The organism is Janthinobacterium sp. OK676, from assembly GCF_900103595.1.
Classification (GTDB): Bacteria; Pseudomonadota; Gammaproteobacteria; order Burkholderiales; family Burkholderiaceae_D; genus Janthinobacterium.
In genome coordinates, this window is the sequence record NZ_FNHA01000003.1 from 350,359 (window position 1) to 371,807 (window position 21,449).

The 21,449-nt window shown below is 62.9% G+C and carries 20 protein-coding genes; 8 read left to right on the top strand and 12 right to left on the bottom strand.

All coding sequences use genetic code 11. From position 1 onward, the window contains the following. The first annotated feature begins 80 nt into the window (after window positions 1-80). Window positions 81-1,412 (top strand): MFS transporter, encoded by a 1,332-nt coding sequence (locus BLU39_RS08440; protein WP_092711854.1) that lies wholly within the window; start codon window positions 81-83, stop codon window positions 1,410-1,412. A gap of 64 nt (window positions 1,413-1,476) precedes the next feature. Here BLU39_RS08440 and purM read toward each other — a convergent pair whose 3' ends face one another. After that, on the bottom strand, window positions 1,477-2,520 hold the full coding sequence (gene purM / locus BLU39_RS08445) for a phosphoribosylformylglycinamidine cyclo-ligase (protein WP_034746051.1): 1,044 nt from the start codon (window positions 2,518-2,520) through the stop codon (window positions 1,477-1,479). A gap of 188 nt (window positions 2,521-2,708) precedes the next feature. Here purM and BLU39_RS08450 point away from each other — a divergent pair, with 188 nt between their 5' ends. From BLU39_RS08450 to panB, 6 genes are all read left to right on the top strand, one after another. Further along, a complete protein-coding gene (locus BLU39_RS08450) occupies window positions 2,709-3,791 on the top strand; it encodes an AI-2E family transporter (RefSeq protein WP_092711856.1) in 1,083 nt (360 codons plus the stop codon). 76 nt (window positions 3,792-3,867) lie between these two features. Continuing rightward, window positions 3,868-4,536 carry a DnaA regulatory inactivator Hda gene (gene hda / locus BLU39_RS08455; RefSeq protein ID WP_046684405.1) on the top strand — a complete coding sequence of 223 codons (669 nt, stop codon included), beginning with the start codon at window positions 3,868-3,870 and terminating at the stop codon, window positions 4,534-4,536. Next, entirely contained in the window at window positions 4,536-5,207 is a 672-nt protein-coding gene (locus tag BLU39_RS08460) for a histidinol-phosphatase (RefSeq protein WP_092712228.1), read from the top strand. The genes hda and BLU39_RS08460 overlap by 1 nt, the downstream gene beginning before the upstream one ends. After that, the gene (gene pcnB, locus BLU39_RS08465) at window positions 5,200-6,576 is read left to right on the top strand and encodes a polynucleotide adenylyltransferase PcnB (protein WP_058048420.1); all 1,377 of its coding nucleotides are present in this window, start codon (window positions 5,200-5,202) and stop codon (window positions 6,574-6,576) included. The genes BLU39_RS08460 and pcnB overlap by 8 nt, the downstream gene beginning before the upstream one ends. Before the next feature lie 8 nt (window positions 6,577-6,584). After that, window positions 6,585-7,064 carry a 2-amino-4-hydroxy-6-hydroxymethyldihydropteridine diphosphokinase gene (gene folK, locus BLU39_RS08470; protein ID WP_092711858.1) on the top strand — a complete coding sequence of 160 codons (480 nt, stop codon included), beginning with the start codon at window positions 6,585-6,587 and terminating at the stop codon, window positions 7,062-7,064. A gap of 109 nt (window positions 7,065-7,173) precedes the next feature. Beyond that, window positions 7,174-8,049 (top strand): 3-methyl-2-oxobutanoate hydroxymethyltransferase, encoded by an 876-nt coding sequence (panB, locus tag BLU39_RS08475; RefSeq protein ID WP_175539241.1) that lies wholly within the window; start codon window positions 7,174-7,176, stop codon window positions 8,047-8,049. A 164-nt stretch (window positions 8,050-8,213) separates the two neighbouring features. Here panB and BLU39_RS08480 read toward each other — a convergent pair whose 3' ends face one another. The 9 genes from BLU39_RS08480 to BLU39_RS08520 all read right to left on the bottom strand — a co-directional run bounded on the left by BLU39_RS08480 (window position 8,214) and on the right by BLU39_RS08520 (window position 18,520). Further along, the gene (locus BLU39_RS08480; protein ID WP_070301047.1) at window positions 8,214-8,546 is read right to left on the bottom strand and encodes a helix-turn-helix transcriptional regulator; all 333 of its coding nucleotides are present in this window, start codon (window positions 8,544-8,546) and stop codon (window positions 8,214-8,216) included. Window position 8,547: 1 nt separating this feature from the next. After that, window positions 8,548-9,840: a type II toxin-antitoxin system HipA family toxin gene (locus BLU39_RS08485; RefSeq protein WP_232731222.1), complete on the bottom strand. Its 1,293-nt coding sequence runs from the start codon at window positions 9,838-9,840 to the stop codon at window positions 8,548-8,550. Between the two features lie 176 nt (window positions 9,841-10,016). Continuing rightward, window positions 10,017-11,504, bottom strand: coding sequence for an aldehyde dehydrogenase (locus BLU39_RS08490; RefSeq protein WP_092711862.1), 1,488 nt, complete (start codon window positions 11,502-11,504; stop codon window positions 10,017-10,019). A 209-nt stretch (window positions 11,505-11,713) separates the two neighbouring features. Beyond that, on the bottom strand, window positions 11,714-12,559 hold the full coding sequence (locus tag BLU39_RS08495) for an ABC transporter permease (protein ID WP_092711864.1): 846 nt from the start codon (window positions 12,557-12,559) through the stop codon (window positions 11,714-11,716). Further along, a complete protein-coding gene (locus tag BLU39_RS08500) occupies window positions 12,556-13,485 on the bottom strand; it encodes an ABC transporter permease subunit (RefSeq protein WP_092711866.1) in 930 nt (309 codons plus the stop codon). Before BLU39_RS08500 ends, BLU39_RS08495 begins: the two co-directional genes overlap by 4 nt. A gap of 7 nt (window positions 13,486-13,492) precedes the next feature. Continuing rightward, window positions 13,493-14,641 carry an ABC transporter ATP-binding protein gene (potA, locus tag BLU39_RS08505; RefSeq protein ID WP_092711868.1) on the bottom strand — a complete coding sequence of 383 codons (1,149 nt, stop codon included), beginning with the start codon at window positions 14,639-14,641 and terminating at the stop codon, window positions 13,493-13,495. A gap of 192 nt (window positions 14,642-14,833) precedes the next feature. Next, entirely contained in the window at window positions 14,834-16,294 is a 1,461-nt protein-coding gene (locus BLU39_RS08510) for an aspartate aminotransferase family protein (RefSeq protein ID WP_092711870.1), read from the bottom strand. A gap of 11 nt (window positions 16,295-16,305) precedes the next feature. Further along, window positions 16,306-17,676, bottom strand: a complete 1,371-nt coding sequence (locus BLU39_RS08515) for a glutamine synthetase family protein (protein ID WP_092711872.1) — start codon at window positions 17,674-17,676, stop codon at window positions 16,306-16,308. Window positions 17,677-17,752: 76 nt separating this feature from the next. Beyond that, window positions 17,753-18,520, bottom strand: coding sequence for a gamma-glutamyl-gamma-aminobutyrate hydrolase family protein (locus tag BLU39_RS08520; RefSeq protein WP_092711874.1), 768 nt, complete (start codon window positions 18,518-18,520; stop codon window positions 17,753-17,755). A gap of 282 nt (window positions 18,521-18,802) precedes the next feature. On the opposite strand from BLU39_RS08520, the gene BLU39_RS08525 reads away from it, so the two are divergent. Next, window positions 18,803-19,948 carry an MFS transporter gene (locus BLU39_RS08525; protein WP_092711876.1) on the top strand — a complete coding sequence of 382 codons (1,146 nt, stop codon included), beginning with the start codon at window positions 18,803-18,805 and terminating at the stop codon, window positions 19,946-19,948. A gap of 90 nt (window positions 19,949-20,038) precedes the next feature. On the opposite strand, the gene BLU39_RS28795 is transcribed toward BLU39_RS08525, so the two are convergent. Together BLU39_RS28795 and BLU39_RS08540 are read right to left on the bottom strand one after the other, a co-directional pair. Further along, window positions 20,039-20,851 carry a hypothetical protein gene (locus BLU39_RS28795; RefSeq protein ID WP_139178208.1) on the bottom strand — a complete coding sequence of 271 codons (813 nt, stop codon included), beginning with the start codon at window positions 20,849-20,851 and terminating at the stop codon, window positions 20,039-20,041. After that, window positions 20,848-21,414 carry a sigma-70 family RNA polymerase sigma factor gene (locus BLU39_RS08540; RefSeq protein ID WP_232731223.1) on the bottom strand — a complete coding sequence of 189 codons (567 nt, stop codon included), beginning with the start codon at window positions 21,412-21,414 and terminating at the stop codon, window positions 20,848-20,850. Before BLU39_RS08540 ends, BLU39_RS28795 begins: the two co-directional genes overlap by 4 nt. Window positions 21,415-21,449 lie beyond the last annotated feature (35 nt).

Below are 21,449 nucleotides of genomic sequence, written 5' to 3' on the forward strand. Positions count from 1 at the left end.
ACGGCCCCGCCTTCAATGACTCGGCGACAAGCCAAGCATCAAAAAAACACATAATCGATATCGATTGGAGACTAGATATTATGGATAACAATCCGAACCATCCGAAAAAGGCCAAAGAGCTACGGAAAGTCGTGATGGCCAGCGTGATCGGCGCCACCATCGAGTGGTACGACTTCTTTTTATACGGCGTCGTGGCCGGCATCGTGTTCAGCAAGCTGTATTTCCCGGGCGGCGATCCGCTCGTCTCGACCATGCTCGCTTACGGCACCTTCGCCGTGGGCTTTCTGTCGCGCCCCATCGGCGGCGTGATCTTCGGCCACTTCGGCGACAAGATCGGCCGCAAGAGCATGCTGGTGATGACCCTGATGATCATGGGGATCTCCACCTTCCTGATCGGCGTGCTGCCCACCTACGACCACATCGGTTACTGGGCCCCGGGCTTGCTGCTGTTCCTGCGCGTGCTGCAGGGTATCGGCCTCGGTGGCGAATGGGGCGGCGCCGTGCTGATGGCGTATGAATATGCGCCCCCGAAAGAGCGCGGCTTCTACGCCAGCCTGCCGCAGATCGGCCTGGCCATCGGCTTGTGCCTCGCTTCGGGCGTGGTGGCGATCCTGTCGTACACCTTGACGGATACTCAATTCCTGTCCTGGGGCTGGCGCGTCGCCTTCATCCTGTCGGCCGCCCTCGTCTTCATCGGCATGTGGATACGGTTGAACGTGATGGAAACGCCCGAGTTCCAGGCCGTCAAGGAGAAGAACGCGGAGACGCAGATCCCTTTCTTCGACCTGCTGAAACGCTATCCGGGCAACGTCTTGAAGGGCATGGGCGCGCGCTATATCGACGGCGTGTTCTTCAATATCTTCGGCGTGTTTTCCATCACCTATCTGACCAACACCATCAAGATCGACCGCACGGAAGCGCTGATGGGCGTGATGGCGTCGGCCGTCGTGATGTGCTTCTGCATCCCGTTCTTCGGCCGCCTGTCGGACCGCATCGGCCGTACCAAAGTGTTTTTCTGGGGCTCGCTGATCACGGGCGTGTCGTCGATTCCCGCCTTCTGGATCATGCTTAACCACGCCGACAATCCCTTGCTGCTGTGGTGTTCCGTGATCATCCCGCTGGGCGTGCTGTATTCGGCCGTGTACGGCCCGGAAGCGGCCCTGTTCTGCGACCTGTTCGACGCCAAGGTGCGCTACACGGGCATCTCCTTCGTGTACCAGTTCTCCGGCATCTTCGCCAGCGGCCTGACTCCCATCATCGCCACCTACCTGCTGAAAACGGGCAATGGCGAGCCGTGGCACATCGTCGGCTACATCCTGTTCGCCTCCCTCGTCTCGGCCGTCAGCGTGGCCATGATCGGAAAAGGCGGCTCGCAGCCGGATGGGCGCATGAAGACGGCGCACGCAAGGTAAGATATCCGGACGTAAAAAAGGCAGGCCTCTCGCGAGCGCCTGCCTTTTCCATTCAAGCTACAGCTTAGATGACGATCGTCTGGTGCTCGTCGCCGTTACGCGCGCGGATCGTGCCGATGCGCGACACGGTTTCGCCGGCCGCTTGCAGCTGGGCGATGGCGGCGTCGGCGTTCTCTTGCGAGACGATGACGGTCATGCCGATGCCGCAGTTGAAGACGCGGTGCATTTCGGCGTCAGCCACGCCGCCGTGCTGTTGCAGCCACGTGAACAGCGGTGGCATGGTCCATGCCTTCGAATCCAGTTCGGCCACCAGGCCAGGCTGCAGCACGCGCGGGATGTTTTCCACCAGGCCGCCACCGGTGATGTGCACCATGCCCTTGACTTCCATGGCATCCATCAGCGCCAGCAGCGGCTTGACGTAGATGCGCGTCGGCTGCATCAGCACGTCGGCCAGCTTGCGGCCGTGGAAGTCGCCTTCCAGGTCAGGTTTCGCCACTTCGATGATCTTGCGCACCAGCGAGTAACCGTTCGAGTGCACGCCCGACGAGGCCAGGCCCAGCACCACGTCGCCCGGAGCGATCTTGGTGCCGTCGATGATTTTCGATTTTTCCACGGCGCCGACGGCAAAACCTGCCAGGTCGTATTCGCCGGCCGGGTACATGCTCGGCATTTCCGCCGTTTCGCCGCCGATCAGCGCGCAACCGGCTTGTTCGCAACCCTGGGCGATGCCCTTGATGACGTCGGTGGCAATGGCCACGTCCAGCTTGCCGCAAGCGAAGTAGTCGAGGAAGAACAGCGGCTCGGCGCCTTGCACGAGGATGTCGTTGACGCTCATGGCGACCAGGTCGATGCCGACCGTGTCATGGCGGTTCAGTTCGAATGCCAGGCGCAATTTCGTGCCCACGCCGTCGGTGCCCGAGACCAGCACCGGTTCCTTGTACTTCTTGCTGATTTCAAACATGGCGCCAAAACCGCCCAGGCCGCCCATCACGCCTTCGCGCAGGGTGCGCTTGGCAAACGGCTTGATTGCTTCGACTAAAGCGTCGCCTGCGTCGATATCGACGCCAGCGTCACGGTAGGAAAGGGAAACATTAGAAGTCTGGTTCATGGTGTGGTGGCAGCGGAGGCGGTAAAATAGAAGGCGGATACCCGCCGGCACGCGCGCGCAAGCATGTTTTTCAACATCGTGCGGCAGGGCGCCAGCGGGTGAATTCGGTCGATCAAGACGCTATTTTATCAAACTGCCCCGCTATTTCGTAATTAACTGCCTTTTTTTAACGCAACAGCACAAACTACATGCCATTCGCCATCACCGCCGAACAGAAGCAAACAGCATTTTGGATCGCGGTCTGGCTGGCATTTTTGCTGCTGCTCGTCAGCCTGGGCCCCATCCTGACGCCCTTCCTGGCCGCCGCCATCCTCGCCTACGTGCTCAATCCCGGCGTGGACCGCTTGCAGCGCCTCCATTACAAGCGCTTTTACGTGCCCCGTCCGCTGGCCGTGCTCGTCGTCGTAGTGTTGTTTTTCCTCGCCATTACGGCACTGGTGCTGATCGTCGTGCCCGTATTGCAAAAGGAAATCCCGCTCCTACAGGCGCAAATCCCGCAATTTCTCAGCAAGGCGAACGAGTTCCTCGCGCCGAAACTGCGCGACCTGGGCATCCGCGTGCGCCTGGACGGCACGGGCATCAAGCGCATGCTGAGCCAGCAGATGGCCACCAGCGGCGATGAAATCTGGAGCACGGTACTGGCCTCAGCCCGCATCGGCGGCACGGCCGTGCTGGGCTGGCTGGCCACCGTCGTGCTGATTCCCGTCGTGCTGTTCTATCTGTTGCTGGACTGGCATCCGATGCTGGCGCGCATCGCCGGCGCCGTGCCGCGCCGCTGGGTCGGCCGCACGGTGGGCATGGCGCAGGAAGTCGACACCCTGCTGGCGCAATACCTGCGCGGCCAGTTGCTCGTCATGCTGGTGCTGGCCACGTATTACTCGGTGGCGCTGGCCATTGCCGGTTTTGAAGTGGCATTGCCTGTGGGCATCATCACGGGCTTGCTGGTGTTCATCCCCTATCTGGGCTTCGGCCTGGGCCTGATGCTGGCGCTGATCGCCGCCCTGCTGCAGTTTGCCGACTGGAGCGGGCTCATCGCCGTAGCCGTCATCTATGGCTGCGGCCAGGTCATCGAAGGCTTTTTCCTCACGCCGCGCCTGGTGGGCGAGCGCATAGGCCTGAACCCGCTGGCCGTGATCTTTGCCTTATTGGCTTTCGGACAATTGTTCGGTTTCGTCGGCGTTTTGCTTGCTTTACCCGCTTCTGCCGTGCTGATGGTCGCTTTTAAGCATCTAAGACGCCACTACCTCTCCAGCAGCTTCTATAATACCTAGTAAAAGCGGATATCATATCAACCTAGCAATACCACGATGCACATGCAGTAATGAAAAACAGGACAAGGCGTACGCCATGAAACAACTGGTGCTCGATTTAGGCACAGACCAGGCGCACAGCCTCGATACCTTCGAGGTGGGACAGAATGCCGAAGTGGCGCAGCTGATGCGCCAGTTCGCCGCGCGCACGTCGCGCGAACATTTTGCCTACCTGTGGGGCGAACTGGCCGCCGGCAAGAGCCACCTGCTCAAGGCCCTGGCCAGCACCGAGCGCGCGCGCTACATTTCGCCCTTCTCGATCGAGTCCGAATTCGTGTATTCGCCTGACGTCGACCTGTACCTGCTCGACGACTGCGAAAAGCTGTCGCCGCTGGCGCAGATCGACGCCTTTGCCCTGTTCAATGAAATCCGCGCCAACAAGGCGTTCATGGTGTGCAGCGGCGCCGTGCCGCCCGCCGTGCTGCCCGTGCGCGAAGACTTGCGTACGCGCATGGGCTGGGGCTTGATCTACCAGATCCACGGCTTGACCGACGAAGAAAAAATCGCCGCCCTGACCCAGGCGGCCACCACCCGCGGCTTGACCTTGTCGCCCGGCGTGTTACCCTATCTGCTGTCCCATTTCCGGCGCGACATGCGTTCGCTGTCGACGATGCTGGACTCTCTCGACCTCTACTCCCTTGAAACCCAACGCCCGATCACCTTGCCATTGTTGCGCGAGTTGCTGCAGGCGGAAGCGAAAGAATGATGAATCTGGCCCTGTTTGACCTCGACCACACCCTGCTGCCCATCGACTCGGATCACGAGTGGGGCGAATTCCTGGTACGCATCGGTGCCGTGGACGCCGCCGAATTCACCCGCCGCAACGACGAATTTTTCGCGCAATACCAGGCCGGCACGCTCGACCCGGTGGAATACCTGGAATTTTCGCTGGGCACCCTGGCGCAATTCCCGCGCGAGCGCCTGGAAGCCCTGCACCGGCAATTCATGGCCGAAGTGGTCTTGCCGGTCATCCGTCCGGAAGTCGTGGCGCTGATCAAGCAGCACCAGGACGCGGGCGACCTGCTGGCCATCGTCACGGCCACCAACCATTTCATCACCAAACCCATCGCCGACGCGCTGGGCGTCGAGCACCTGCTGGCCGCCATGCCCGAATATGACGATGCAGGCAACGTCACGGGCAAGCTGGTGGGCACGCCGACCCTGGGCGCGGGCAAGCTGACCCACACCCACGCCTGGCTGGAAAAGATGGGCAAGGAACTGGGGCAGTTCGAGCGCAGCTATTTTTACAGCGATTCGCACAACGACATTCCCCTGCTGTCGGTCGTGACCCACCCGGTCGCGACCAACCCCAACACCGCTTTGAGCGCACACGCATCCCTCCACGGCTGGCCATCACTTCACTTATTCAATGATTAAAAAATTCATCCGCAAGATCCTCGGCGTTAAAAAAGAGGCAGCGCGCGACACCACGGCACCCATCGTGCTCGGTCCTGCGCAACACGGAATCGACCCGAAACTGGTGTCGTCGAATGCCATCCGCGTCACCAGCAGCCTGCAGGAAGCGGGCTTCGAGGCCTTTGTCGTCGGCGGCGCCGTGCGCGACCTGCTGCTGGGCGTGAAACCGAAAGACTTCGACATCGCCACCAACGCCACGCCGGAACAGGTCAAGCGTTTGTTCCGCCGCGCCTTCATCATCGGCAAGCGTTTCCAGATCGTCCACGTGATGTTCGGCCAGGATTTGCTGGAAGTGACGACCTTCCGCGGCGCCGGCGCCGACTCCGCGCCCAAGGATGAACATGGCCGCGTCCTGCGCGACAACACCTTCGGCTTGCAGCACGAAGACGCGCTGCGCCGCGACTTCACCATCAACGCCATGTATTACAACCCGGCCACGCAGGAAGTGCTCGATTACCACGGCGGCGTGGAAGACATCCGCGCCAAGACCCTGCGCATGATCGGCAAGCCGGAAGAGCGCTACCGCGAAGACCCCGTGCGCATGCTGCGCGTCGTGCGCTTCGCCGCCAAGCTGAAATTCACCATCGAGCCGCACACGGCCGCGCCGATTCCCGTCATGGCGCCGCTGATCAACAACGTGCCCGCGCCGCGCGTGTTCGACGAAATGCTCAAACTCCTGATGAGCGGCCATGCGCTGGCCTGCCTGCAGCAGCTGCGCAAGGAAGGCTTGCATCATGGCCTGCTGCCGCTGCTCGACGTGGTGCTGGAGCAGCCGCTGGGCGCCAAATTCGTCACCCTGGCGCTGGACGCGACCGACCAGCGCATCGCCGCCGGCAAGACCGTCTCGCCGGGCTTTTTGTTTGCCTCGCTGCTGTGGCACCAGGTGCTGGAAAAATGGACGGCCTACCGTGCCGCGGGCGAATCGACGATTCCCGCGCTGCACCTGGCGGCCGACGACGTGCTCGATTCGCAAACGGAAAAACTGGCCTTGCAGCGCAAGATCGGTTCCGACATGCGCGACATCTGGTCGATGCAGCCGCGCTTCGAGCGCCGGGTCGGCAAGGCGCCGTACAAACTGCTCGAGCACCTGCGCTTCCGCGCCGGCTACGACTTCCTGCTGCTGCGCTGCGCCTCGGGCGAGATCGACATGGACATCGGCGAATGGTGGACGGCCTTCTATGAAGGCGACGAGGAAACGCGCGAAGCGCTGCTCGTCAGCGCCAATGCCGCGCCGGGCGCCGTCAAGAAGAAGCGCCCGCCGCGCCGCAGCACGCGCAGCAAGACCGGCACGGGCGGCGGCTCGACCACCGGCAGCACCAGCGGTGAGTGAACGTAGTCATGCAGCCGGTTACCGCCTACATCGGCATCGGGGCGAACCTGGGCGACGCGCGCGCGAATGTGCACGATGCGATCGCGCGCCTGGCGCGCCTGCCCGGCGCCAGCTTGCTCGATGCCTCGGCCAGCTACCGCACGGCGCCCATCGACTCGAGCGGTGACGACTACATCAACGCCGTGGCGCGCATCAGCACTACCCTGCCGGCAGAGGAACTGCTGCTGGCCCTGCACGCCATCGAGGCGGCGCACGGACGCGAGCGGCCCTACCGCAACGCCCCGCGCACCCTGGACCTGGACTTGCTGCTGTACGGCGACGAGCAGATCGCCAGCGCCACCCTGACGGTGCCCCATCCACGCCTCACCGAGCGCGCCTTCGTGCTGGTGCCGCTCTTGGCCCTGGCGCCCGCCATTTCCGTGCCCGGACTCGGGCCGGCGCAGGACTACCTGGCCAACGTGGCCGGCCAGGCCATCAGCCAACTCTGAGCCACCGCCCCAGACATACACTACAATGCCGTCCCTGCAGCACGCCGCATAAAGTACTACACTAGCGGCGTCGCAATCGCATCACCCCCTTTCACTCTAGAGAATACCTATGTCCGCTTATTTGCAAGGAACAGATCTGGCCGCAAAAGACAAGGCCGCCACACCGGCGCCGGCGCCAGCCAAACCTGTCGCCAACAAGGCCGTGACCATCCACACTCTGGCCACGCTGCGCGCCGCCGGCGAAAAGATCACCATGCTGACCTGCTATGACGCCAGCTTCGCGTCGCTGATGGACCGCTGCGGCGTGGAAATCCTGCTGATCGGCGATTCGCTCGGCATGGTTTGCAACGGCCTCAACTCTACCCTGCCCGTCACCGTGGCCGAACTGGCCTACCACACGGCGTCCGTCGCGCGCGGCAGCAAGTCGGCCATGATCATGGCCGACTTGCCATTCGGCGCGTACGGCACGCCCGAGACGGCGTACGCCAACGCCGTCATCCTGATGCAGGCTGGCGCGCACATGGTCAAGATCGAAGGCGGCGCCTGGCTGGCCGAAACGGTCCGTTTCCTCACCGAGCGCGGCATCCCCATCTGCGCCCACATCGGCCTGACGCCGCAATCCGTGCACCAGCTGGGCGGCTATAAAGTGCAAGGCAAGAGCACGGAAAGCGCGGCGGAACTGAAGAACGACGCGCTGGTGCTGCAAAACGCGGGCGCCGCCATCGTGCTGATGGAAGCGATGCCGTCGCAGCTGGGCAAGGAAGTGACGGACATGCTGACGATACCGACGATCGGCATCGGCGCAGGTCCCGACTGCTCGGGCCAGGTCCTCGTCATGCACGACATGCTGGGCGTCTTCCCAGGCCGCAAGGCGCGCTTCGTGCGCAACTTCATGGAAGGCGCCGCCAGCATCGACGACGCCGTCACCGGCTATGTGAAAGCCGTCAAGGATGGCAGCTTCCCGGCGCTGGAACACTGCTTCTGATCCAAGTAACCCCATAAATTATTGTGATTTCTGACTTCCATAACCGGCACTCTGCGGCGTTGCCCACCGCTCGCAGTGCTCGCACTGCGTCGCGGCGGACGCCTTGCATAGCATCCGGCTATGTTCGTCATAATTTCACAATAATTTCCTGAGGATTACTTAGCCTATTGAGGCGATATCGCCCCGGTACTTGCCGGGGCGATTTTTTTTTCTCGCAGCGTTTCTGTCCGTACAAACGCCACCTCCAGTCCAAAGAACTGTCCGATGCGATTCAGCGTCTGGATGGTCGGATTACCCTTGCCGCTCTCGATTTCCTTGATGACCTTTGTGCTCACGCCCCGGTGCGTCGCAAACTCTGCCTGCGTCATGCGCGAGATGGCGCGCATTTCCTTGACGGCGTGCTGTAGCGTGATGGCGCCTGCTTCAATGGCTTCGTAAAGCACCGCCCTGCGCTGCCGCAACTCCTCCTTGTCAACGGTCTTTTTCGTACGCGCCATGTCAGTGCTCTCCCAATGCCTTGAGCTGTGCGAGCTGCCCGGCGATATGTGGCCGAAGGAAAGCAATGATGTCATCATCCACGCCTGCCTCCTGCATATGCTGTTCCAGCGCAGCCAGTTGCTGGGCAAATCCGTATAGCGCGAGGCGAACCTGCTGGCGTTCGACGTCCGGCATGCCGATCGTAGCCAGTATCGTCGTCCAGTCATGCAACTCGTTTTTGGTATCCGGGTGATACCAGCGCGCCGCGCGTGGTATGCCATCCGGGTCCAGGTACATCGGCGCAAAATCGAACAGCGGCGTGAGGCGCACCTCGGCACCCACTTGCTGTACCGCCGTATTACGTGCGTGATTATCGGTATTGCGCATGGCCAGGTTCAAGATATCGCGTTTGAGAAATTCAATGGTTTCCGCAGTCTTGTCGCTGACGACGGCGCGCAGCGCCTGCAATAATACAAACTGGCTGGGCGTGGCTTCAAAGCCAACGATACCTGCCAGCGAAGCGGCGCTTTCCTGATGCAGTCGCAGCACTTTTCCATCGCGGATGCGGCGGTCAAAACGGGGAATGAACAAGGTATCGTCCTGGTAGCGCAGTTGGCCTTCGGTGCGCAAGCCCACCGCGCGCGCAACAGTCATGTATGCGGCTTCATTTCTCAATACCTTGGCGTCGCTGGCGGTCTTTCCGCGCGGACGCTTGACGATGAAATGTGCAGCCGCGTTCTGGTCCGCCAGAGCGCCATCGGCATGCCAGAGACCAGCATGGTCGGTGGTCAGCAGATATTTCGGTGCCGCTCCTTGTACCCCCAGACTACCAGCGGCCAACATGCTATGCATCAGCATGCGCTCATTGAAGGCATCGCCGCGACCTATAATCTCGTCCAGTGAAAAGCCGGTCTGCGGCTTGCCCTTGTCGTGGCGATTCATATGGTGTGCGTAGTACTGCACGGCCTCGGCGATGCGCACGCGCCCGACTGGATTGAATGCACCGGCACACGCCAGCGGAAAATCGGCAGCCGGACCATCGGCCAGTTGAAGCTGCCCAAGCAGATATGTCCGGCCGCTTCCCTGGGGAATCAGGTCAAAGATAAAAGCTGGCCATTGCGCCAGCTTCTGCATTTCTGCCGTGACGGGGAACCGCAGCGAGACAGGTCCACTCTCAAGCTTGAAGAAGGCATAATCGAGGTCATACTCGAACAGGGTACCGGTGCGTGGATTGCCGCCTGCAGGATCAAGCAAAGTCAGCGATGCGCAATCGTGCCACGCATCATCATGAAAAATTTGAAAATGGCAGTGCATGACGGCTCCAATTGGATCTTATAGTAGCTAATTGTGTTCAGTTTATCCTTAAATTAGCACTTATACGATCCAAATTTTTAAAAAATACATCGCCATGAAAACTTTAATGGATCCTAAAAGAACTATTTTAAGCCATTAATACCATAAATTAGTCCTTTTAAGTTCTATTTTAAAAATTATCCCACCTGTATCCACGTCGTCTTCAATTCCGTGTACTTGTCCAGCGCGTGCAGCGACTTGTCACGCCCGTTGCCCGACTGTTTGTAGCCGCCGAACGGCACGGTGATGTCGTCGCCGTCGTACTGGTTGACGTGCACGGTGCCCGCACGCAGGGCGCGCGCCGTCTGGATGGCCTTGGTGATGTCGGACGTCCACACGGCCGCCTGCAAGCCGTACGGCGTGGCGTTGGCCTGTTTGATGGCTTCGGCGATATCCGTAAAGCCCAGCACGGACAGGACGGGTCCGAAGATCTCTTCGCGCGCGATCGTCATGCCCGCATCGACGCCGAAGATGGTCGGCTGCACGTAGTAGCCGCCCGTCTCCGCGCGCACGGCCTCGCCGCCGCCCAGCAGCTGCGCGCCTTCCTGCTTGCCGGACGCGATGTAGCCCATCACGGTCTTCATCTGCGTGGCGTCGACGATGGCCCCCATGACGGTGGCTTCGTCGAGCGGGTCGCCGGGCTGGAAGCGGGGCAGCATGGCCTGCGCCTTGGCGATAAATTCCTCCCTGATCGATGCTTCCACGAACAGGCGCGAGGGCGCGTTGCAGCTTTCGCCCTGATTGAAGAAGATGGAACCGACGGCGGCCGCCACGGCCTTGTCCAGGTCCGGGCAATCGGCGCACACGATGTTGGCGGACTTGCCGCCCAGTTCCGTCCACGCCCGTTTCAAATTCGACTGGCCCGCCATCTGCACGATCAACTTGCCCGTGCGCGTGGAACCCGTAAAGCCGATGCAATCGACGTCCATGTGCAGCGCCAGCGCGGCGCCCGCCTCGTTGCCGTAACCGGGCAGCACGTTGAAGACGCCCGCCGGCACGCCCGCTTCCAGCGCGATGTCGGCCAGGCGCAGCGCCGTCAATGGGGATTTTTCAGACGGTTTGAGGATCACGCTGTTGCCGGCCGCGAGGGCCGGCGCGATCTTCCAGGCAGCCATGATCATCGGATAGTTCCACGGCACGATGGCGGCGACGACGCCCACCGGTTCGCGCGTGATCAGGGCCAGGCTGTTGGCGGGAGTGGGGGCGATTTCATCGTAGACCTTGTCGATCGCCTCGCCATACCAGCGCAGGCAGTTGGCCGTGGCGCCCACGTCCACGCTCTGGCTGTATTTGATCGGCTTGCCCATGTCCAGGGTTTCCAGCAGGGCCAGTTCAGGACCGTTCTGCTGCACCAGGTCGGCGAACTTGATCAGGATGCGCTTGCGCTGCGCCGGCGATTTTCCCGCCCAGCGGCGGTCGTCGAAGGCGGCGCGGGCGGCTTGCACGGCAAGGTCTACGTCCGCGCCATCGCAGCGGGCCACCTGCCCCAGCAAGCGCCCGTCGATGGGCGACAGATTGTCGAAGGTCTGGCCGGCCGTGGCCCAGGCACGCTCGCCGTTGATGAAGGCGCGTCCGTCGATCGTGAGCGCTGCGGCCCGCGCATGCCAGCTGGTGTTTTCCGTCATGGTCGTCTCCTGCAAGGTGAAAACGCCAGCTTACTCCTAAGTAGGGCGTAATAAATTATTGTTATTTCTGACTTCCATACCCGGCGCTCTGCAAGGTGGCCGACGAGGCTTGCACGCTGCTAGCAGTGCTCGCACTGCGTCGCAGCGGGCGCCTTGCAGAGCATCCGGTTCTGTTCGTCATAATTTCACAATAATTTCCCACGTCCTACTTAGTCCCCCAAATACGCCGCAGACAGTTGCTTGCGGCGCCTGCGGTCGGCGCGCGCCAGCATCACGGCGTACGCGATCACGGCAAGCGTCACGACGAGGATGGTCAGCGCGGCGATGGCGTTCACGCGCGGGTCGAGCCCCAGGCGCGCGCGCGAGAAGATCACCAGCGGCATCGTCGTCGAGCCGGGGCCGGACAGGAAAGCGGACAGCACCACGTCGTCAAGTGACAGGGTAAACGTCAGCAGCCAGGCCGAGGCCAGGGCTTGCGTGATGTTCGGCAGAGTCACGAGGAAGAACACCTGGTGCGCGCGGCAGCCCAGGTCCATGGCCGCTTCGGCCAGGGACTTGCTCATCTCCTGCAGGCGCGATTGCACCACCACGGCCGCATACGCCATGCCCAGCAAGGTGTGGCCGAGCCAGATGGTCAGCACGCCCCGCTCGGGAAAACCGAAGACCTTTTGCATGGACACGAGCATCAGCAGCAGGGACAGGCCGATGATCACTTCCGGCATCACCAAGGGCGCGCTGACCATGGCGGAAAACACGGTGCGGCCACGGAAGCGCTGGTAGCTGGTCAAGGCAAAGGCGGCAAAGGTGCCGAGGATGACGGAGGACGTGGCCGACATGAAGGCGATCTTCAAGGACAAACCGAAGCCCGAGATGATTTCCGCATCGCTCATCAACTCGCTGTACCAGCGCAGCGAAAAACCAGTCCACACCATGTCCTGGCGCGAGCTGTTGAACGAAAAGACGATCAGCACGATAATGGGCAGGTAGAGGAACAGGTAGCCGAGCGAGAGCCAGCCGCGGCCGAACCAGCGCTGGAAGAAGTTACGTCCGTTCATGTGCGCTCCTCCGCGTCCTGCTCCGTCTTGTATTTGTTAAAAATCGCCATCGGCACGAGAATCAGCAGGATGACCAGCACCGTCACCGACGACGCCATGGCCCAGTCGTTGTTCGTGAAGTATTCGTCCCACAGCACGCGGCCTATCATCAGGGTTTCCGGGCCGCCCAGCAGCTCGGGAATCACGTATTCGCCCACGGATGGAATGAACACCAGCATGGCGCCGGCGATGATGCCCGACTTCGACAGGGGCACGGTGATGCGCCAGAACGCCTGCAAGGGCGTGGCGCCCAGATCGGCCGCCGCTTCCAGGTAGCGCATGTCCATTTTCACGAGGTTCGCGTACAGGGGCAAAATCATGAAGGGCAGGTAGGCGTACACCATGCCGACCACCAGCGAAAACGAGGTGTTCATCATGTGCAGCGGTTCGCTCACGACGCCCAGCGCGATCAGCAGGTCGTTGAGCAGGCCGTGGTTGGCCAGGATGCCCTTCCACGCATACACGCGCAGCAGGAACGAGGTCCAGAACGGCAGCATCACCAGCATCATCAGCACGGGGCGGATCGACGGTTTGGCGCGCGCCATGAAGTAGGCGAACGGGTAGCCGATGAAGAGGCAAATGGCCGTGGTAATGGCCGCATACTTGATGGAACTGAGGTAGGTGAGCAGATACAGTTCATCGGCGGCGATGAACAGGTAGTTGGCGATTTTCACCTTCAGCACGACGATGCCGTCGACGTACGACAGCAAGCCGCCGAACGGACTGCCCGCCGTATCCATGTCGGACAGGCTGATGCGCAGCACGATCAGGAAGGGCACCAAAAAGGCGGCCGTCAGGAACAGCGATGGCACGGCGATGACGGCATTGCGGCCAGTGAGCCAGCGCAGGGTGACGAGCTTGCGCAGCGATTGCAGGAGGGACGTCATGATGGCCTCAGCTGGTCAGCACGACGATGTCGGCGCCATCCCACCACACCCATACGCGCTGTTCGCGCTCGAGGCGCGCGGCGTCGTGGCGGGCCGCGTTGGTGCGCGACACTTTCACCACCGTGCCGCTGTCGAGGCGCACGTGGTAGCTGGTTTCATTGCCAAAATACGCCATCGCGACGATCACGCCCTGGGCGCAGTTGTAGCCGTGTTCGGCCGGCGACGCCCGTTCTTCCAAGGCGGGTGGCGCGACCTGGATGCCGATCTTTTCGGGGCGCACGGCCACCGAGACATCCATGCCCAGGTTGCCCGTGATGCCGTGCGAAACATAGTGCTCGCCATTGGGCGTGGCGATGACCACGTGATCGGGTTCATCCTGCGTGATGCTGCCGTCGAACAGGTTGACGCTGCCGATGAAGTCGGCGACGAAGCGGCAGTTCGGCGTTTCATAGATTTCACCGGGTGCGCCCACCTGCAGGATGCGCCCTTCGCTCATGACGGCGATGCGCGTGGCCATGCTCATGGCCTCGTCCTGGTCGTGCGTGACCATCACGCAGGTGACGCCCACCTGCTCGATGATGTTCACCAGTTCCATCTGCGTGCGCTCGCGCAGTTTTTTATCCAGCGCGCCCAGCGGCTCGTCGAGCAGCAGCAACTGCGGCCGCTTGGCCAGGCTGCGCGCCAGCGCCACGCGCTGCTGCTGCCCGCCCGACAGCTGGTGCGGCTTGCGCTTCGCGTATTGGCCCAGCTGCACCAGCGCCAGCATCTGCTCGACCCGCGCCGCCACTTCCGCTTTCGGCAGACCGTCGCGGCGCAGGCCGAAGGCGATGTTGTCCCACACGGACAAATGGGGAAACAGCGCGTAGGACTGGAACATCATGTTGATGGGGCGCTGGTGCGGCGGCACATCGACGATGCTGTTGCCCGCCAGGGCGATGCGCCCCGACGTCGGCGTCTCGAAGCCGGCCAGCATGCGCAGCAGGGTCGACTTGCCGCAACCTGAACTGCCCAGCAAGGCAAAAATCTCGCCCTTGTTGATCGTCACGGAAATATCATTGACGGCGCGCACGCCATCGAATTCCTTGACCAGTTGATCAATCAGCAAGAAAGGCGCTGGGGCGTCGCTGGCCGACGCGGCTGGTGTTGCTATCGTCATGTGGGTGCTTTGGGTAAGAGGGTGTCAAATGAAAAACTGGCCGCTACAAAGAGCGGCCAGGATGGAAGTTTAGCGGAACTGCCGCTTATCGGGTCTAAAAATTGTACAGATGTCGATAAAAACCCAACGGCAGAGACTGGGGTCGTACCCTCAGGGTACGACCCCGGCCCTTGCGTTTGGGTTCGACGATAGCTACACCCAGCCCTTCGCCTGCACATCCGCATACGTCTTGTCCAGGCACAGCCGTATCAAGCCCACCATTTCATCGATCTGCGCGCGCGTCATGACCAGCGGCGGGGCGACGATCATGCGCTCGCCCACGGCGCGCATGATGACGCCGTTGTCGAACATGTGGCCGCGGCAGATCATGCCCACGCCCTGGCCCTCGTCGAACAGCTCGTTCTCGTGCACGGTGGCGCCCTTCCTGCGCACCAGATTCAGGCCAGCGACCAGGCCGCAGCTGTCCGCATAGCCGACCAGCGGATGTTCGCCCAGGCTGGCGAAACACTGCTGCAGGTAAGGCCCCGTATCCTCGGCCACCTTGGCCACCAGCCGCTCTTCCTCGATGATGCGGATGTTTTCCAGCGCCGCCGCGCAGGCGACGGGGTGGCCCGAATACGTGAAGCCGTGCGTGAATTCGCCGCCCTGCTCGATCAGCACCTTGGCGACGCGATCGCCCACCAGCACGCCGCCCAGCGGCACATAGCCCGAGGTGACGCCCTTGGCAAACGTGATCAGGTCGGGCTTGATGCCGAACAGTTCGGAGCCGAACCAGCGGCCAAGGCGGCCGAAGCCGCAGATGACTTCATCGGCGATCAGCAAGATGCCGTACTTGTCGCAGATGCGCTGGATTTCGGGCCAGTACGTCGATGGCGGGATGATGACGCCGCCCGCGCCCTGCACCGGTTCGCCGATGAAGGCGGCCACCTTGTCGGCGCCGATTTCCAGGATTTTGTCTTCCAGCCAGCCGGCCGCCTTCAGGCCGAAGGCTTCCGGCGTCAAGCCGTGGCCCGACTCCAGATAATTGGGCTGGCCGATGTGCGCGATCCCCGGTATCGGCATGCCGCCCTGCGCATGCATGCCATCCATGCCGCCCAGGGACGCTCCCGCCACCGTGCTGCCGTGATAGGCGTTGTGGCGGCTGATGATGGTGTGGCGTTCCTTGTAGCCGAGGATATCCCAGTAGCGGCGCACCATGCGCAGATTCGTGTCGTTGCCTTCGGAGCCGGAACTGGTGAAGAACACATGCTGAAACTGCGGCGGAGATATCTGCGCCAGCTTGGCGGCCAGCTGCGCGGCCGGCACGTTCGTCGTGCCAAAGAAGCTGTTATAGAACGGCAGCGTCTCCATCTGTTTGTAGACAGCTTGCGAGATCGACGTGCGGCCATAGCCCACGTTCACGCACCACAGACCCGACATGCCGTCGACGATCTTCTTGCCCTGGCTATCCCACAGGTAGACGCCGTCGCCGCGCACCATCACGCGCGCGCCTTTCGACGCCAGGTCCTGGAAATCGGTGAATGGATGCAGGTAGTGGGCCGAGTCCATCTGCTGGATGGCGGCCGTGTCGTAGACCTGCGGCGCCGCGTTTTTCTGCGCCACGGAGGCAACCAGGGCGGCGCCTGGCGCCAGCGGATTGTTGGATGTGTTCATGCGTGCTCCTTTTAAACGTGCAGTAACAAGTGTTCGCGCTCCCACGGGCTGATGACGGTCATGAACTCCTGGTGCTCCAGGTCTTTGATGGCCGCATACACGTCGATGAAGCGCTCGCCCAGCACCGTGCGCAGCTTGTCTTCCGCGCGCAGCAGCTGCAGGGCCTCGGGCAAGCCTTGCGGCAGCTCGAACTTCATGTCGTAGGCGCTGCCCACCATCATCGGCGTCGCTTCCAGCTGCTCCGTCATGCCCAGGTAGCCGCAGGCCAGGGTGACGGCCAGGGCCAGGTAGGGATTGGCGTCGGCGCCGATGATGCGGTTCTCCACGCGGCGGTCCTGCACGCCCGATTCGGGTACGCGAAAGCCCACCGTGCGGTTGTCCAGGCCCCACTGGATGTTGATCGGCGCTGCCGTATGGCGCACGATGCGGCGGTAGGAATTCACATAGGGCGCGACGATGGCCATGGCCGACGGCATGTAGCGCTGCAAGCCCGCGATGTAATGCTTGAAGATGGGCGCCGCCGAGCCGTCCTCGTTGCTGAAGATGTTCAGGCCCGTCTTCGCATCCGTGACGCTCTGGTGCACGTGCATGGCGGACCCCGGCTCGCCCGCCATGGGCTTGGCCATGAAAGTGGCGTACATATCGTGTTTCAGGGCCGCTTCGCGCAGCGTGCGCTTGAAGAAGAAGACCTTGTCTGCCAGGCCCAATGGGTCGCCGTGCAGGAAGTTGATTTCCATCTGGCCGGCGCCAATTTCGTGGATCAGGGTATCGACGTCAAGGTTCATCAGTTCGCAGTAATCGTAGATATCCTCGAACAGGGGGTCGAACTCGTTGACGGCGTCGATGCTGTACACCTGGCGGCTCGTCTCGGCCCGCCCGCTGCGCCCGATGGGCGGTTTCAATGGCAAGTCCGGGTCCATGTTCTTCGCCGTCAGGTAGAACTCCAGCTCGGGCGCCACGACGGGTTTCCAGCCCTTGTCCGCATACAGTTTCAGCACGCGCCGCAGCACGGAGCGCGGAGCGAAATCGACCAGCGCGCCGTCGGAAAAATAGCAGTCGTGGATGACTTGCGCGGTGGGGTCCGTGGCCCATGGCACCATGGTGATGGTGGTGGGATCGGCCTTCAGAATCATGTCGCGGTCGGTGCTGGAAATGGCGCGGTCATAGCCGCCGTCGTCGACCGGGTAATTGCCCGTCACCGTCATGCCCAGTACCGCTTCCGGGATGCGCATGCCGCGCTCCTGGGTAAATTTCCCGCGCGGCAGGATCTTCCCGCGCGCCACGCCCGTCAAGTCGGGGACCAGGCATTCGATTTCCGTGACGCGCTTTTCATTGAGCCACAAATCCATGTCCGTATAAGTGAAATTTTCGCGTATTGCCATGTTTCCCTCTCGCTGGTCTTGATCAAACGCCGCGTGCTACTCGTGCGGCGTGCCTGTCATCCTTTTTTCATCCTTGTCATTCTTTATTTCTGTGCTGCTGTTCCCGGTAATCGCGGCATGCCTGGCCGAAGGCGCCAAACAGGCGCATGGACTGCGGGTTGTCTTCCACCTGCCACTCCGGGTGCCATTGCACGGCCAGGGTAAAGCCGGCGGCGCTGGCCACGCTATATGCTTCCACCAGGCCGTCGTCGGCCAGCGCTTCCACCAGCAAGCCATCGGCCAGCCTGGCGACGCCCTGGCCATGCAGGGAATTGACCATCATTTCGCTCTCGCCGCCCAGCAACCGTGACAGCAAGCCGTCGGGCATCAGCTTGATGCGGTGCGCAGGCCCGTATTGGCGCTCCAAAGGATCGAGCACGTTCTCGCGGTGGTCCTGTATGCCCGGAACCGCATGCACGGCCTGGTGCAGACTGCCGCCCAGGGCCACGTTGACTTCCTGGAAGCCGCGGCAAATGGCGAGCAAGGGCAGCTGACGCGCCAGCGCGGCGCGGATCAGGGGCAAGGTAGTGGCGTCGCGCGCGGGGTCTTGCGGCAGGTCGGGATGAAGGATGTCTTCGCCATACAGGCGTGCATCGACGTTCGAGGCGGAACCGGTCAGCATGACGCCGTCGGCGACGTGCAACGCCGCTTCCAGGTCCGCGCCCGCGCCCAGGGCGGGCAGCAGCAGCGGCATGCAGCCGGCGCCGTACAGCACGGCATGCAGGTATTTGTCCTGCGCCATGTGCCAGGCGTGGCTGCCAAGCTGGCGCTGGCAGGCGGGAACGAGAACGATGGGACGGCGCATGGAGCTACCTCGCTGACGTGACGATCCAATGACAGCGCCATGACAGCGCTGCCGCTCGCTTCACTGTACAGCAGAGCCGCGGGCAGCGGCCACACCGATGGGCATGGCCAGCGATGGCACACATCGCCTACACTACGGCTTTGCAATATTGCACTTAGTAAAATCATCATATGCCCGTCCGGCGCCAAACGCCAGCGCCGCCGGCAAAGTTGACCACTTTCCCATGCCTCCACACCGTATTCCAGCCTTCCCGAACATCTTTTCCACCCCGAGAGGGCGGCCATGAAGACCATGCCATGGCGCGACTTCTTCGCCCTCGTCGTCAGCATCGGCGTGGTGGGCCTGGGCCTGGGCGCCACCATGCCGCTCACCGCCCTGACCCTGCACCAGCGCGGTGTCGGCACGGACATCATCGGCATGATCACGGCCGTCAGCGCCCTCGGCATCCTGGCCGCCTCGCCATTCGTCTCGGGCTGGGTGGGACGTTTCGGCGCGCGCGCCACCATGCTGGGCGCCGTGTGGGTGGCCTCGCTGGCGACGATCGCCATGCAGTGTACCGACCACCTGCTGGCATGGAGCGTGCTGCGCTTCCTGTTCGGCGGCGCCATGGGCGTGCTGTTTACCATCGGCGAAGCGTGGGTGAACCGGCTGGCGCCCGACAATTCCCGGGGGCGCGTGGTGGCCATGTACACCACCAGCTTTACCTTTTTCCAGCTGATCGGCCCCGCCCTCGTGGCGCTGTTCAACGACAAGATCAGCTGGAGTTTCGCCGCCTGCGGCCTGCTGTTCTTGCTGGCCGTGCCGGGATTGATGCTGATCTCGAACAGCGGCCCGGAAAGGGAGCCGGAAGAACACGGCGTGAAATGGACCCTGATCCTGCCGCGCATGCCGATGATCGTGCTGGGCGCCGCCTTCTTCGCCCTGTTCGATACGCTGGCATTGAGCTTGCTGCCGCTGTACGCGATGGAACACGGCATCGGCACGGACCTGGCGCTGCTGTCGGCCACCGTGGTGCTGGTGGGCGACACGGGCCTGCAATTCGCGCTGGGCTGGATGGCCGACCGCTACGGCCGCGCCAAAGTCCACGCGGGCTGCGGCGTGGCCGTCTGCCTGCTGCTGCCGCTGCTGCCGTTTGCCGTCGGCACGCCATGGCTGTGGTGGACCTTGCTGCTGTTGCTGGGCGCGGCGGCGGGCGGCATCTACATGCTGGCGCTGGTGGCCTGCGGCGAACGGTTTACGGGCCTGTCGCTGACCAGCGCCAGCGCCATCGTCAACGCCACCTGGGGCGTGACCAGCGGCGGCGGCCCCCTGCTGACGGGGGTCCTGATGCAATCGGTGGGCGTGAACGCCCTGCCGGCCGTGATGTGGGTGTGCGCCGCCATTTTCGTCGGCAGCGCCGTGTGGGAACGCAGGAAGGGAATCGTGTAGCCCAGCAGATCGAGCCTTCAATTCCGGGGTCAGACCCGCCGGGTCTGACCCCAGCTCTTTGCCTGCGGGTTAAGGCAGCGCATCAACTCGCTATTGCTTCTGCTTTTCCAGCCGCTGCCGCAGTTCCTCGGCCACCGGATAGTCGGGATAGGCCTGCCTGAACGCCGTCCACTCCTCGTGCGCCAAGGTGCCCTCGCCCGCCTTGAGCAGGGCGTCGATCTTCACCAGCCACACGCCAGCGTCGAGTTTTGCGGGCGGCGGTAGCGGCGCGGAGCGGGCCGCGACCGGGACGGGCGCCTGGCGCTGCATACTGGACTCGGCCTGCATGGCCGCTTGCTGCTCCATCGCCTGGCTCATCGCCGTGGCAGGCGCCGGTGGGGGCGGCGGTGCTGGCGGCGCCGGTGGCGCCACTGCTATCGTCTGCGGCGCGGGAAACGAGGCTGGCGCCGGCGGCGCTGGCTTGGCTGCCATTTTGGCCATGGCGCGCGGCGCTGGCGCAGCCGACGGCGGTGGCGCAGGCGCAGCGGCCGTTGCGGCAACAGGTGCGGTGGCAGGCGCGGACATCACCTCCTGCGTGACCGGCTCCCCCACCACGGGAAATTGCGCCGGCTTCGAACCGAACCAGTCCACGCCAATCAGATTCACCGTCAGCAGCACGGCCGCGGCCAGTCCCAGCGGAACGCGCCAGCGCTGCAGGTAGTCCGGCGATTTCTTGGCCGGCAAGGTACGCAGCGCGCCATCGGCGCTATCGTTCGCGGCTACCGGTTTTTGCAAGGCTTTTTCCGCATCCGCCAGAATGGCCGCATCGAGGGCGCTGGAAGGCGCGGGCTGCGGCAGGCTGGCCAGCAGCGCGTTCAATTCCTCGTCATTCGGTTCGTGGTTATCTTGATCGTGCGTATTCATGCCTGTCCTCCCGCGCTAGCGGCGCTGTCCAAGCCCGCGCGCAATTTCTGCATGGCGTAGCGCAGCCGGCTCTTGACGGTTTCCGCTTCCGCCCCCGTCACCACGGCGATCTCGAGGATGCTCATGCCGCTGAACTGCTGCAGCACCAGCGCTTCCTTCTGCTCCACCGGCAGCGCGGCGATGGCCGCATGCAGCAGCGCGTGCTGCTGTTTCTGCTCCAGCGACTGCGGCGGCGATGCGCCCTCGTCCGCCAGTTCGCCCGCGTCATCGTGTTCCTGTCCTTCCCGCTGGCGCAGCAGGTCGATCAGGCGGTTGCGCGCGATCTGGTACAGATAGGTGCGGAATGCCGCTTGCGGCTGATAGCCGGCACGCGCCGCGTGCAGGCTGGCCCACGCATCCTGCACGATCTCGTCCACCCACGCGCGGCGCGGCGAACGCCAGGCCACGAAGCGGTACAGGCCCTGGCTATGGCGCCGGTACAGTTCACGAAACGACGGCAGGTCGCCGGCGCTGTAGCGCAGCATCAGGTCTTCATCCGTCGCGGTAATGAGGGTGTCGGGCATGCGGAGCAGTGTAGCCGAACTGCGCGGCAGCGGCA